The 13,500-nt window shown below is 55.1% G+C and carries 9 protein-coding genes; 5 read left to right on the top strand and 4 right to left on the bottom strand.

Translation table 11 applies throughout. The features are described from left to right. Nucleotides 1–35: 35 nt before the first annotated feature. Nucleotides 36–1,409, bottom strand: a complete 1,374-nt coding sequence (gene degQ, locus EBC_RS21965; RefSeq protein WP_013204069.1) for a serine endoprotease DegQ — start codon at nucleotides 1,407–1,409, stop codon at nucleotides 36–38. Between the two features lie 120 nt (nucleotides 1,410–1,529). After that, nucleotides 1,530–1,931: a Z-ring associated protein ZapG gene (gene zapG / locus EBC_RS21960; RefSeq protein ID WP_013204068.1), complete on the bottom strand. Its 402-nt coding sequence runs from the start codon at nucleotides 1,929–1,931 to the stop codon at nucleotides 1,530–1,532. Between the two features lie 187 nt (nucleotides 1,932–2,118). Here zapG and zapE point away from each other — a divergent pair, with 187 nt between their 5' ends. From zapE to sspB, 5 genes are all read left to right on the top strand, one after another. Beyond that, the gene (gene zapE, locus EBC_RS21955) at nucleotides 2,119–3,246 is read left to right on the top strand and encodes a cell division protein ZapE (RefSeq protein ID WP_013204067.1); all 1,128 of its coding nucleotides are present in this window, start codon (nucleotides 2,119–2,121) and stop codon (nucleotides 3,244–3,246) included. Between the two features lie 245 nt (nucleotides 3,247–3,491). Further along, complete coding sequence (gene rplM / locus EBC_RS21950) at nucleotides 3,492–3,920, top strand: 50S ribosomal protein L13 (protein ID WP_013204066.1); 429 nt, start codon at nucleotides 3,492–3,494, stop codon at nucleotides 3,918–3,920. A 15-nt stretch (nucleotides 3,921–3,935) separates the two neighbouring features. After that, entirely contained in the window at nucleotides 3,936–4,328 is a 393-nt protein-coding gene (gene rpsI, locus EBC_RS21945) for a 30S ribosomal protein S9 (RefSeq protein WP_013204065.1), read from the top strand. A gap of 319 nt (nucleotides 4,329–4,647) precedes the next feature. Continuing rightward, complete coding sequence (sspA, locus tag EBC_RS21940; RefSeq protein ID WP_013204064.1) at nucleotides 4,648–5,289, top strand: stringent starvation protein SspA; 642 nt, start codon at nucleotides 4,648–4,650, stop codon at nucleotides 5,287–5,289. Between the two features lie 5 nt (nucleotides 5,290–5,294). Then, nucleotides 5,295–5,795, top strand: a complete 501-nt coding sequence (gene sspB / locus EBC_RS21935; protein WP_013204063.1) for a ClpXP protease specificity-enhancing factor — start codon at nucleotides 5,295–5,297, stop codon at nucleotides 5,793–5,795. 37 nt (nucleotides 5,796–5,832) lie between these two features. Here sspB and EBC_RS21930 read toward each other — a convergent pair whose 3' ends face one another. After that, the gene (locus tag EBC_RS21930; protein ID WP_013204062.1) at nucleotides 5,833–7,590 is read right to left on the bottom strand and encodes a sulfite reductase subunit alpha; all 1,758 of its coding nucleotides are present in this window, start codon (nucleotides 7,588–7,590) and stop codon (nucleotides 5,833–5,835) included. 66 nt (nucleotides 7,591–7,656) lie between these two features. After that, nucleotides 7,657–13,188 (bottom strand): glutamate synthase-related protein, encoded by a 5,532-nt coding sequence (locus EBC_RS21925; protein WP_013204061.1) that lies wholly within the window; start codon nucleotides 13,186–13,188, stop codon nucleotides 7,657–7,659. Nucleotides 13,189–13,500 lie beyond the last annotated feature (312 nt).

Here is a 13,500-nt window from a genome sequence, read left to right as displayed (position 1 = left end):
GAGTTAAGCGGACACGCAGGTGTCCGCTTCATGATTTAACGTAAAAGCAGATAGATACTCGCATCGCCACGGATCACGTTCAGCGCCAGCAGCGGTGGCTTGGCTTCCAGCAGCTTGCGCAGCTCGGCCAGATTAGCCACCTTGGTGCGGTTGAGGCCAATAATCACATCGCCTTTTTTCAGGCCATATTGCTCAGCGGGTGAGGCTTTGGTCACGTCATCCACTACCACGCCTTTGGTTCCGTCTTTCGCGGCGCCATCGATGAAGGTAGCACCTTGCAGAGCCGGAGTGGTCTGATCGGCCGTGGTCGAGGTTTGCGTACTGGCATCCAGTTTAACGGTAACGTTAACCGGCTTACCTTCACGGATCAGGCCGACCTTGACGTCTTTACCCGGTGCGGTAGTACCAATTTTCACCCGCAGTGCAGCGAAGCTGTCGATCGGCTTGTCATCCAGACTGGTGATGATATCCCCGGCCTTGATGCCCGCTTTCGCCGCCGCAGAGCCTGGCAGCACTTCATTGACGAACGCGCCGCGCTGCGCATCCACATTGAAGGCTTTGGCCATATCCGCCGTCATCTCAGTGCCTTTAATACCCAACTGACCGCGGTTCACTTTGCCGAAATCAATCAGCTGCTGAGCCAGGTTCATCGCCATATTGCTTGGGATGGCAAAGCCAATGCCGATATTGCCCCCGGCGGAGGAGAGAATGGCGGTATTCAGGCCAATCAGTTCGCCATTCAGGTTCACTAGCGCGCCACCGGAGTTACCGCGGTTGATGGCGGCATCCGTCTGAATAAAGTTTTCCAGACCTTCAAGATTCAAGCCGCTGCGCCCCAGCGCAGAGACAATCCCTGAAGTGGCGGTCTGGCCAAGGCCAAATGGATTGCCAATGGCGACGGCAAAATCACCGACTTTAAGCTGATCGGAATCCGCCACTTTAATCTGCGTCAGGCCTTTTGCGCCGCTGATCTGGATCAGCGCGATGTCGGTTTGTTCATCGTGACCAATCAGTTTGGCATCAAATTCACGGCCATCACTCAGCTGGACACTGATTTTACTGGCGCCATTGACCACATGATTGTTGGTGAGCACATAGCCCTTATCGGCGTTGATCACCACGCCTGAAGCCAGACCTTCGAATGGCTGCGGCTGGGAATCACCGTCCTGGCCCTGACCAAAGAATTTTTTCAGCGGCTCAGGGATCTCCTGAGACTGCGCAGCCGTCTGGGTGCCTTCCACATGGACGCTAACGACCGCAGGAAGCACTTTTTCCAGCATTGGCGCCAGGCTTGGCAGCGGTTGCCCCTCAATTTGCGCGGGGAGCGTAGCCATCGCCTGGGGAGTAATGGTCAGATTCATGCCAATACTCAATGCCAATGCACTTAACAGTAAGGATTTGTTCTTCATCGCTAAGACGCTCTCGCTACAAAAGGTGGGGGGAACTCAGGTATTAACCTAAAACTCAGAGTGCAGATGTTGCTATGGCAAAAGAAAAAAAGGGCGCTGAGCGCCCTTCAATCATTCTGCTTATTTCTGTGCTGCACGGTCACCGCGAAGCAGGCCTGAAGCGCTGTCCGGGTAGTCACGTGGCATCTGAACCGGGACCTGATCGTTATCCGCTTCTGATTCAGTCAGCTGATAAGCAAACGGGTTTTTCTCACCCGGCAGGTTTGGCAGCAGGTCATTAGACCCTTTCGCCATATGCTGATACAGCTGGCGGTAATCGCGCGCCATGTTGTCCAGCAATTCAGCACTCTGTGCAAAGTGGCTGGTCAGCTCTTCACGATAGTCGGCCAGCTCTGCTTTCGTTTTTTCCAGTTCGTACTGCTGGCTCCGCTGTTCGCGAAGCTTTTTGTTGCCAAAACGCATGGCCGCCGCGCCGATGATTAATCCAACTACCAAGCCAATAAGCGCGTATTCCCAGGTCATAATAACTCCCGTGTTGTCTTCGTTGTTCCGTAAGGGCTACTGGCCAACGCCAGTTCACTACCTGCCACTATAACCGCTAATCTGATGGAAGTGGAATCCTGAGGCTGCATCGCTTAGTGTATAGCGGCCTTTTTTTCGACAATCAACCACCTGACGCACCGAATTTTTCAGGGAATGTGAATAAATTATGCAAACGATGTCTCCTCTGGCGCGATACCAGCAGGCGCTGGAAAAAGGCGAATTCCAGCCTGATGCAGTACAACTCGACGCCATGACGCGCCTTGACGGAATTTATCAGGCGCTGACTCGCGTTCAGCCGGTTTCTGCCCAGCCTGCGAAAGGACTTTTTGGCAAGTTGAACAAGCTGATGGGCAAAGGAAAAACCGAGGCGCCGGCGGCGGCCCGGGGCTTATATATGTGGGGCGGTGTCGGCCGTGGGAAAACCTGGCTGATGGATATGTTTTTTCAGGCAATTCCTGGAGAGCGTAAGCAGCGTCTGCACTTTCACCGCTTTATGTTACGCGTCCATCAGGAGCTGACTGAGCTTCAGGGACAAAGCGATCCGCTGCAAATTGTCGCCGATCGTTTCAAAAGCGAAACCGACCTGCTGTGCTTCGACGAATTCTTTGTGTCAGACATTACCGACGCGATGCTGTTGGGCACGCTGATGGAAGCGCTGTTCGCCAGAGGGATTACGCTGGTTGCGACCTCGAACATTCCGCCTGACGATCTCTATCGCAATGGCCTGCAGCGCGCGCGTTTTCTGCCCGCCATTGAAATGATTAAGCAGCATTGCGAAATCATGAACGTGGATGCCGGCATTGATTACCGCTTGCGCACGCTGACCTCAGCCCATCTGTGGATGACGCCATTAAATGACGACACCAGCAAAGAGATGGAGCGGATGTTCGTGGCGCTGGCTGGCGTCGCGCGCAGCGACAAACCGGTGCTGGAGATTAATCACCGTTCTCTGCCGACCCAGGGCATGGCGGAAGGCGTGGTGGCGATGGACTTTAAAACGCTGTGCGGTGAAGGGCGCAGTCAACATGACTACATCGAGCTGTCGCGCCGTTTTCACAGCGTATTGCTGTATAACGTGCCGGTGATGATCTACAAAACGGAGGACCAGGCGCGACGTTTTCTGGCATTGGTGGATGAGTTCTACGAGCGGCATGTTAAGCTAGTGGTCTCCGCCGAAGCCTCGCTGTTTGAGATATACCAAGGCGCGCGGCTGAAGTTCGAATACCAACGCTGCGTCTCCCGCTTGCAGGAGATGCAAAGCGAAGAGTACCTCCGGCTGGCGCATTTGCCCTGAAGCAAGCCAGGGCGGGGCACCGGGGTGCAATTATTGTAAGAAAAGGGTCGCGCTTTGTGGTCGACTTCTCTATAATCTTGCGACCCCACGTTACAACAAAGGTTTTTTTCCCAAAACTCTTTGTGTTCCAGTAACTCTATCCGAAGGGGTGGGCTTGCTGGTCAAGATGGTCGTGTGAGCCTCAACCGTTTATTCAAGCGTTTGGGATTTCACCAACGTGTAACTTAATTTGGGTAAGCTTTTAAATGAAAACTTTTACAGCTAAGCCAGAATCGGTCCAACGTGACTGGTTTGTTGTTGACGCAACTGGCAAAACTTTAGGTCGTTTAGCGACCGAACTGGCTCGTCGCCTGCGCGGTAAGCATAAAGCGGAATATACTCCGCACGTTGATACCGGTGATTATATTATCGTTCTTAACGCTGAGAAAGTTGCCGTAACCGGTAACAAGCGTACCGATAAGATTTATTACCATCACACCGGCTTTGTCGGTGGTATCAAGCAAGCGACCTTCGAAGAGATGATTGCTCGCCGTCCTGAGCGTGTGATTGAAATCGCGGTTAAGGGCATGCTGCCAAAGGGCCCGCTGGGTCGTGCTATGTACCGTAAACTGAAAGTTTACGCGGGCAACGAGCACAACCATGCGGCACAGCAACCGCAAGTTCTTGACATTTAATCGGGATTACAGGCAATGGCTGAGAATCAAAACTACGGCACTGGTCGCCGCAAAAGCTCTTCCGCACGCGTCTTTATCAAGCCGGGTAGCGGTAACATCGTTATTAACCAGCGTTCTTTAGAACAGTACTTCGGTCGCGAAACTGCCCGCATGGTAGTTCGTCAGCCGCTGGAACTGTTGGACATGGTTGGTAAATTCGATTTGTACATCACTGTTAAAGGTGGTGGTATCTCTGGTCAGGCTGGTGCGATCCGTCACGGTATCACACGCGCTCTGATGGAGTTTGACGAATCACTGCGTGGCGAACTGCGTAAAGCAGGCTTCGTGACTCGTGATGCTCGTCAGGTAGAACGTAAGAAAGTCGGCCTGCGTAAAGCACGTCGTCGTCCTCAGTTCTCCAAGCGTTAATTTATTCTGCCTCGGCAGAGTCGATTATCGAAAAACCCGGTGCTTGCACCGGGTTTTTTCTTTTCCGCCATCGGCATAATGATGGAAATCGCGACGGGGTTTACCCTTTTCCCGTCAAATCCGCGTTCCCGCCCCCACAAGCTGTCTAAAATCTGGTAAACTGTGTGTCACTTTGCGCGCATTAGCAGAGCATTGATGCATGAAATCCTCAGTGGATGCTGGTTCGGCTTCACATCATGCTAATGGCACTCTATTAAGCAGGTTAGTCGCCACCTGGCGGGCTTGCGCAGTAATTTTCTGGATAAACTTGGAGGTTTACATGGCTGTCGCTGCCAACAAACGTTCGGTAATGACGCTGTTTTCTGGTCCTACTGACATTTTTAGCCACCAGGTTCGTATCGTGCTGGCGGAGAAGGGTGTTAGCGTAGAGATCGAGCAGGTAGAAATGGATAGCCTGCCCCAGGATCTGATTGACCTCAATCCGTACCGTACCGTCCCAACGCTGGTTGATCGTGAACTGACGTTGTACGAATCCCGTATCATCATGGAATACCTTGATGAGCGCTTCCCGCATCCACCATTGATGCCGGTTTACCCGGTTGCCCGTGGAGAAAGCCGTCTGATGATGCACCGCGTGGAGCAAGACTGGTACAGCCTGATGCGTAAGGTCGAGAGCGGCACGGCGCAGGAAGCAGAAGCCGCGCGTAAGCAGCTGCGTGAAGAGCTGCTGGCGATCGCCCCTCTGTTTGCCCGTACCCCGTTCTTTATGAGCGAAGAGTTCAGCCTGGTTGATTGCTACCTGGCACCGCTGCTGTGGCGTTTGCCGCAGATGGGCATTGAGCTGGTCGGCGCAGGTTCTAAAGAGCTGAAAGGCTATATGACGCGTGTCTTCGAGCGTGATTCCTTCCTGGCTTCCCTGACGGAAGCGGAACGTGAAATGCGCCTGCAAACACGGGGCTGATTACGATGGAAATGTCGCAACTTACCGCTCGTCGCCCGTACCTTCTGCGGGCGTTCTATGACTGGCTGCTGGACAACCAGCTAACCCCGCACCTGGTCGTGGATATCAATCTGCCAGGTGTGATGGTGCCTCTTGAGTATGCGCGTGATGGTCAGATCGTTCTGAACATCGCTCCGCGTGCGGTCGGCAACCTGGAACTGGGTAATGATGAGGTGACTTTCAACGCCCGCTTTGGCGGCGTGCCTCGTCAGGTTACGGTTCCTCTGGCGGCAGTGATGGCTATTTATGCACGTGAAAACGGTGCAGGTACGATGTTTGAGCCTGAGCCGGTTTACGAAGAAGCCGGGGAATATAACCCGGATTCAGAGCAGAACGACACGCCAGAAACGGTGATGTCTGTTATCGACGGCGATCGCCCGGATGACAGCGTGCAGAACGATGATGACAATCCGGACAACGACCCGCCACCGCGCGGTGGTCGACCGGCGTTACGCGTCGTGAAATAAAAAACGGGCCTTTCGGCCCGTTTTTTTATCGCTGAGATTAGTAAACATCTCGCAGGTAACGTTTTTCTTTTTTGAGCTGGTCAACATAGTCGGCCGCGCGCTCTACAGACATCCCACCGAACTGAGTAATCACCTCATACAAGGCTTTATCCACGTCCTTCGCCATGCGTGATGCATCACCACAGACGTAGAAGTAGGCGCCTTGTTCCAGCCAGGCAAACAGCTCTGCACCTTGCTCAAGCATGCGACTCTGTACGTAGATTTTCTTCGACTGGTCGCGGGAGAAGGCCAAATCCAGACGCGTCAGTAAGCCGCTTTCCTGCCAGCCCAGCAATTCGTCTTTATAGATAAAGTCGTGTTCCTGATGCTGGTCACCAAAGAACAGCCAGTTTTTGCCTTTCGCGCTGGCAGCCTGACGTTCCTGCAGGAAGGCGCGGAATGGCGCGATACCGGTCCCCGGACCAATCATAATCAATGGCGCATCGTTGTTCGCCGGCACGCGGAACGCTTTGTTCGGCGAAATAAAGATAGCCGGTTTTTCACCGCGACCGACACGCTCCGCCAGGTAAGCAGAGCATACGCCGCTACGTGGGCGGCCAGTGCTGTGGTAACGCAGCGTGGCGATAGTCAGGTGAACCTGATTTGGGTACGCCTTCGAACTTGAAGAGATGGAGTAAGCACGGTGCTGTAATGGGCGCAGCAGCGCAACGAACTCTGGAATGCTCAGCGAGCGGGTCAGCTCAAGTTGCAGCAGGTCCAGCGTGTCTTTGCCCCACAACCAGACGCCAAGCGCGTCCTTGTCGTCATGCTGCAGAACGTGGCGCAGTTCCTGGTTAGTGGTGTTCTGGCCAACCCATTCAATCAGCTTACGCGAAGGCTCAGAGATCTCAAACTGATAGGTCAGCAGGTCGCCCAGCGTTCTGTCGAAGCCTGAAACCGGCGTATCGTAATCCGAGTTCAGCTGAGTCAGCAGCAGTTTTACCAGCGAAGGGTCATTGACCGGGATCACGCCCAGCGCATCGCCGGCTTCGTACTTCAGCCCGCTGTCGGTCAAATCGAATTCGAAGTGACGGATATCTTTGCCTGATTCATCACCAGAAAGACGCTTATTGGTGATCAGTGCTGCGGCATAAGGATTCTGCTTGTTGCTGCCAGGGATCACCGGGGCTTCCGGTAGATTCTCCAGCGCGGTACCGCTACTGCCGGCACTGGCAGCAAACTGTGGCATAGAGGTAGAGATCCACTGATTAGAAGGCTCTTCGTAATCAATGTCGCAATCAATACGGTCGCTGACGCGTTTCGCGCCGAGCTGCTCAAGGCGCATATCGATGAATTTACCGGCCTGGCAGAAGCCATCATAGCCGGTATCACCGATAGCCAGTACGGCAAAGTGCATCTGCTCCAGACGCGGGGCGGTGCTGGCAGAAATGGCCTGCCAGAACAGCTGGGCGTTGTCAGGCATTTCGCCTTCGCCGTAGGTTGAGGTGATCACCAGCACGTGACGCATGGTCGCGAACACGTCGATATCCACTTCGCCCAGGCCCTGCACCACAGGCACCAGACCCTGAGCACGGGCAGCTTTCGCTGCGCTCTGTGCCAGCGCTTCGGCATTACCGGTCTGCGAGCCAAACAGGATATGCAACTGCGTGGTTGCCGCAGAACTGGTACCGCTGGCAACCTGCTTGCTGTCTTCCAGTACTAGCAGGCGTGAGTGTAGCCCGGCGAGAAACCCCGCCAGCCAGTATTTCTGGTCGCCATTGAATGGCGCGTCTTCAGGAATGTAAGGAATTTTCATGGGTTATCTGTACTCAATCCCGTTTCGTCGTGTTCAGTAGATAGTCACATTCAGTCCGGTAAACCGTCAGGATAATTTCCCGACGGCTGCAGCGATTTCAGGCAGTGCGGCGCGAGCAAACAGCTCTTCGAAGTCAGGCAGTCCGCCCAGCACTTCTCTGTTACGCGCATCCTGATAAATGATCCAACCATAAGTCGCCAGGCTGTCCATCGAGCGGATGTTACGTTGCGTCAGGGCAGCCTTGTAGTCGGCCATACGTTTGGCTGCAATCAGGCAGGCCAGTTCATCATCACTGTAATTTTCAATTGCTGAACGTGCGTGACGCTGCAGCTTACTGATCAGTGCGAAGTCCTCTGTCATTAACAGGTTACGTACGGCTTTTTCTACCGCGGCATCTTCTACCGGCGTGCCTTTCGGCAGGCGGGAGAGTGCCAGCTGCTGTGCAAAGCTGAGCACGGTATAGTTGTTCAGCAGCACAAACATATCTTGCGTGTCAGTTGCACCGTATTCAGGTACCACCCCATTGGCAATCGTTTTCTTGCTGCGCCAGGCCGCTTTGAACTTGGCAACCTGATGGCTTGCCAGCGCGGTTGAAAGCTCTTCCAGCAGATCCTTACGGGTCTTGGCCTTCAGGATCTCGGTGCTTTCCTGGTACAACAGCAGGGAGCGCGGCATCACAAAGACAAAGTGCTGGCACTCGGTTTCCCAGTGCTCAAGCAGCCAGGCCGCACGAGGTGAATGGGTCGCTTCCAGATGCCAGTTCAGCATCGTCAGCACCGCGTCCTTGTGCACGCGCGCCATTTCATTGTCGTCAGCGATGCAGCCAAACAGCACGGAGTCTCCGGCTGCTGAACCTGCCAGCGTGCCGTACGGGTCGTACTGGTAAGCAAAGCCACCGCTCATGCCGTTACCGAAACCGGTGCCGTAAGTGCCCAGGTTCAGGATCGCGCCATTGGTCATATATTCACAGCAGAAATCGCCAACGCCTTCAACCACGGCCGTTGCGCCGGAGTTACGGACTGCGAAGCGGTCACCCGCCTGGCCCTGGACAAACAGGCGTCCACCGGTAGCACCAAACAGCGCGAAGTTACCGATCAACACGTTGCCTTCAGCATCCTGCGAGCCGCCGCCAGGCGACATCACCACAATTTCGCCACCGCACTGGCCTTTACCAACGCCATCGTTACAGGTGCCGTAATGCTTAAGCTGCATACCGTCGTTGCAGAATACGCCGAAGGACTGACCGGCCGATCCTGAGGTAGAGATATTGACGGTATTGGGTGCCAGATAACGGCGTCCGCGATCGTCCAGCAATGCTGCAGGGATTTTGCTCAGCTGAGCAGCATCCAGCGTGTGGTTCAACAGGCGCTCGATATCGATGGCCAACTGTCCGCCAACACTCTTGTTGCGGTTGTTCAGCGTGATGCCATTGCCGAACTGAATATCGGTTTGGCCCTGATCGACCAGCTCCAGTTTCAGCTGATCGACCCAGCCGTTGTCCAGCTCGAAATCTTTTTCCAGATAGACTGGACGGGCGATTTTCAGTTCGGGTACCACGGTCAGCATGGCACGGAAGTCCAGCTTGCCGACTTCCAGTGGGTGATCCATCAGGTGCAGCAGGTCAGAGCGACCGCGCGCTTCACGCAGCGAACGCAGGCCAAGGCGCGCCAGAATCTCACGCACTTCATGCGCGACGTTCATAAAGTACTGCGCCAGCTGACGGGGATCGCCATCAAAAGCTTCGGCATTGGTGGTCAGGCCGGCCGGGCATTTCACGTTACAGTTTTTTGCCATCACGCATTTCAGCATCATCAGCGCGGTGGTGCCGAATTCGAAGCTGTCGCCACCCAACAGGGCAGATTTCACGACGTCGCTGCCCGTTTGCTGCGCGCCGGAGCAGCGAAGCAGAACTTTTTCACGCAGGCCGTTAGCGCACAGCGCCTGATGCACTTCGGCAATGCCGATTTCCGCCACGCGTCCGGTGTATTTCAGGCTGGTAACCGAAGCCGCACCGGTACCACCGGTGTTGCCCGCGACGTTGATAACGTCCGCACCGGCTTTTGCCACGCCGACGGCGATGGTGCCAATGCCTTCAGAGGAAACCAGTTTAACGATGACGCGCACGCGAGCTGCCTTGCAGTCGTGGATCAACTGCGCCAAATCCTCAATCGAGTAGGTGTCGTGGTGCGGAGGAGGGGAAACCAGCTCCACGCCAGGCGTACCGCCACGGGCCGCAGCAATTTCAACCGTGACTTTCGCCGCAGGCAGCTGACCGCCCTCGCCAGGTTTCGCGCCCTGACCGATTTTAATCTCCAGCTCTTCCAGCATCGGGTCCGCAAGGTACGCAGCCCACACGCCAAAGCGACCGGAAGCCAGCTGCTTAATGCGTGATGCACGGATAGTGCCGTGACGGGAATAGTGCTCGCCACCCTCACCACAGTTGCTCATGCCACCAACCATGTTGGTGCCGTGTGCCACCGCTTCGTGAGCCGGCGCAACCAGCGCACCGTGGCTCATCGCACCGGAAGCAAAGGTGCGGGTGATTTCGCTGGCAGGCTGAATTTCGTTCAGCGGCAGAGAAGGGGCCGAGGTGAAGATGCGTGACAGGTACTCAGCCGCTTTGCCGGTTGCGGCAAGCTGCAGGCCACCAGCCACAATCTCACTTTCGCCGATCTCATCGGTGAAACGGGTTTTCAGTGCGCTGAACAGTGCCGCAAGGCGCTCGTTCTCTGGCTTCAGACCAACGATGCTTTCGGTCAGGCGCAGCGTGAAGTGACCTTCACGGCCTTCGGTGGCTTCACATGCCAGACCACGGGTCGCAAAACCATTGTTGGTTAGCGAGTAGCGACCCAGTTTACGGGCAAACTCTGCCTGGCTGTCGACGTGGGTCAGATCGGCCGGGAAGGTCAGAATGTCACGCAGCGCCGCCGGGCGACGTTTACGTTCCTGCAGCATCAGGCTGGAGAATTCGCGATAGTCCGGCGTGATGGTGAAGTTATCAATCACGTCATTTGGGATACGTTCAAAGCTGGTGTCCGCAAAAGCGCTGGGTTTGATATTGAAGGCATTATCCAGTTTCGCCAGCGTCAGCAAACGGATGAACTGATCTTCATCGCGTGGCTTATCAGCAAAACGGATCGGCTGCTCTGTCATATCAATAAAGGTACGCACAGCAATGGTACCGTAGGAGTGACCGGCACCTTCCGCACGCTCTTTAAACAGACCCAACAACGGCACTTCTGACTCACCCTGAATTTTCAGGGCGCTCTGGTGCCAGTCCACGGCCATCTGCGCGATCGTGGCAAAGCCAGCGCCGCCAACCGGGGTTTTAATGTTCGGGAAGTACTTTCTCAGTACCGGATCGTCGGTATTAAGGAAGTTTGGCTCGAAGAACTCACCGCAGCTGTAGCTTTCAACGGTACAAAGGCCGACTTTACCCATGGTTTTCATCAGGGCTTTTTCAGCAGCTTTGGCATAGCGTTTGAATGCTTTATTGCCTTCTTCGCCTTCGCCGTACTTTTCTTCTGCGCGCATCTGCACGCCGAGAGGGTAAACGGCCGACGCGCCGAAACCGAGGGTTGCCGCGATATGGTGCGAGGAGATGCTCTGGCCGCTTTCAACCACCAGAGAAACGTCCAGACGCAAGCCTTCCTGAACCAGGCGCTGGTTAATGGCAGACACCATCAACAGCATCGGGATACCGGCACGGGTAGAAGAGATATGACGGTCAGTCAGAACCGCGATACCGCCTTGCTCACGGGCAAAGTCGACAACCTGCTGAGCAAGGTCATCAATGGCTTTTTCCAGGGCGTTGGCATTGTCGATACGGTTCTGTGGCTCTGTGCCCACCACCGGGATGTAAAGCATATCGAAACGCGCATAAGGGGCGACATTCTGTTCACGCAGCTGCAGCATATCCAGATGCGTCAGGATCGGGGTCGGCACGATAATCTGACGGCCTTTGCTGCGGCCAAGATGCGGCTTAGCACCCAGCGCAACGCGCAAGGTCATGCCGTCAACTTCACGGATTGAGTCTAACGGTGGGTTAGTTACCTGAGCAAAGCGCTGAGAGAAGTAGTGCGCCATCCCGCCTTCATGATCGGACAGACCGTTGATCGCGTTGCCGTAACCCATGGCAGAAATTTTCTCTGCGCCGGTGTTCAGCATCGGGTCCATCATGAATTTGAAGCTTTCCTGGTTGTAGTAGTAAGCCACAAACCGTTGATAAGTTTTCAGGTCACCACTGTAGCGCAGCGGTGAACCTTGCTCTTCAGCAGGAACCACAGGCAATTCTTCCAGCATGACACGGGCCTGTTCAACCAGTGCCGGGTAATCTTTTTCAGCCGCCAGTTTTTCCAGCGCTTCCAGCGTGGTGTAGCTGCGCTTTTCGCTGTGATCGTAATACAGCATGCCGCCCGCTTCGATACGGCCACGGCGTAATACGCTTTCCGGGGGGAAGGCGATCTGACCGGCTTCTGACATCGCACCGATATACTCGGCGGTTTCCACAGAGCGCAGTGGGCGCAGGCCCAGACGGTCCAGACGCGCGCCAATCACTTCACCGTTACCAAAGATCAGCGCGGCCGGGCCATCGTTTTTCTCTTCATATAAAGAGAAGTACTCCAGCATCGCACGGACTTCGGTCGACAGGGTGAGATCGTTTTCCCACGCCGGCGGCATCATCGACACCACGGCATTGATCAGGTCGAGGTTATCTTCCATCAGGCGGCTCTGGATACTCTGATCCAGACGCGAGCTGTCGGACTGTCCTTTCGGGCGAACAATTTTCTTGCCGCGAGCCAGCGCCAGCGCAGACTCAGCAATACGGTTTTTACGGTCGGTGTTCAGCTCGCCGTTGTGGGCCATCAGCCGGAAAGGCTGCGCCATGGTGGTGTGCGGATCGGTGTTGGTTGAGAAGCGGGTATGGAAGAACAACCCACGCACCTGATGATCCGGATCGGTCAGATCCTTGAAGTAAGGGATCACTTCATTGGAATTCAGACGGGCCTTCAGAACCTGCGTGCGCGAAGAAAGCGACAGCGGATAGAGCCCGCCAAACTGACTTTCGGTAAAGGCGCGCGCTTCGATGTCCAGCAAGGCACGGTAGATACGTTTTTCGAATTCGTTTTGCGTGTCGACATCCTGCGGGGCAGTAAACACCCACTGGACGATAGGCAACTGGAAAGAGAGCGCAGCAGGACGCAGCACGCTACCATCGAGTGGCAGGTCGCGCTTCAGCAGAACAGGCAGGCCATAGGCTGCAAGCGTATCTTCAACCAGACGTTCCGCATTGGCACGCAGTTCAACGTCTTTAGGCACGAAGAAGTTGCCGACGCCAAAGCGACCCGCTTCAAGCTGTTGGCCGGTAATTTTGCGGAAGAAGTGCAAAGAGATGTCCACGTTGACGCCAGCACCGTCACCGACGCCTTCCGCCGACATACCCCCGCGATGAGGTACCGTGCACAAGGCGCTATGGGCCATCTGCAGGATCTCATGAGTTTGCTCGCCGTCCTTACGCGTCAGAAAACCTACGCCACAGCTATCGCTGTCTCTTGAAGGATCGTACAAGCCATAGGGAAAAGGTTTTGTGTTGGACATCGGAGGCCTCCTCAACTTCTTTGTGACATTACCTATAGTGTTTCAAGCACAGAGTGCATCTGAGGAGTCTCTCTCAGGCTCTGTCTCATTTTTCCTGACCGCTTAATGCGGACGCCGTTACCCCGAGCGTTACCTCTCCAGACTTTTTTCCTGACGTCCTTGAAGGGGGCTGCTCTCAAATTTCCGAATCTCTTAAAGGGAGATAACTTGCATCACGAGGGAGTCTTCTTGCTGCATAGATATGCCGAGACACTGGCCCGTCGGGAAAGCTTCCAGCGGATTTCCAACTTATCGGGAAAGCGTACTCAGGTC

The sequence above is a fragment of the Erwinia billingiae Eb661 genome (assembly GCF_000196615.1).
GTDB classification, from domain to species: Bacteria; Pseudomonadota; Gammaproteobacteria; order Enterobacterales; family Enterobacteriaceae; genus Erwinia; species Erwinia billingiae.
The sequence above is the reverse complement of the archived record's forward strand: the minus strand, read 5'-3'. Positions and strand labels throughout refer to the sequence as shown.

Excerpts from the sequence above, each read along its gene's own strand:
- rpsI (WP_013204065.1), top strand. The coding sequence starts at position 3,936 with ATGGCTGAGAATCAAAACTACGGCACTGGTCGCCGCAAAAGCTCTTCC.
- sspB (WP_013204063.1), top strand. The coding sequence starts at position 5,295 with ATGGAAATGTCGCAACTTACCGCTCGTCGCCCGTACCTTCTGCGGGCG.
- zapE (WP_013204067.1), top strand. The coding sequence starts at position 2,119 with ATGCAAACGATGTCTCCTCTGGCGCGATACCAGCAGGCGCTGGAAAAA.
- EBC_RS21930 (WP_013204062.1), bottom strand. The coding sequence starts at position 7,590 with ATGAAAATTCCTTACATTCCTGAAGACGCGCCATTCAATGGCGACCAG.
- sspA (WP_013204064.1), top strand. The coding sequence starts at position 4,648 with ATGGCTGTCGCTGCCAACAAACGTTCGGTAATGACGCTGTTTTCTGGT.
- zapG (WP_013204068.1), bottom strand. The coding sequence starts at position 1,931 with ATGACCTGGGAATACGCGCTTATTGGCTTGGTAGTTGGATTAATCATC.
- EBC_RS21925 (WP_013204061.1), bottom strand. The coding sequence starts at position 13,188 with ATGTCCAACACAAAACCTTTTCCCTATGGCTTGTACGATCCTTCAAGA.
- rplM (WP_013204066.1), top strand. The coding sequence starts at position 3,492 with ATGAAAACTTTTACAGCTAAGCCAGAATCGGTCCAACGTGACTGGTTT.
- degQ (WP_013204069.1), bottom strand. The coding sequence starts at position 1,409 with ATGAAGAACAAATCCTTACTGTTAAGTGCATTGGCATTGAGTATTGGC.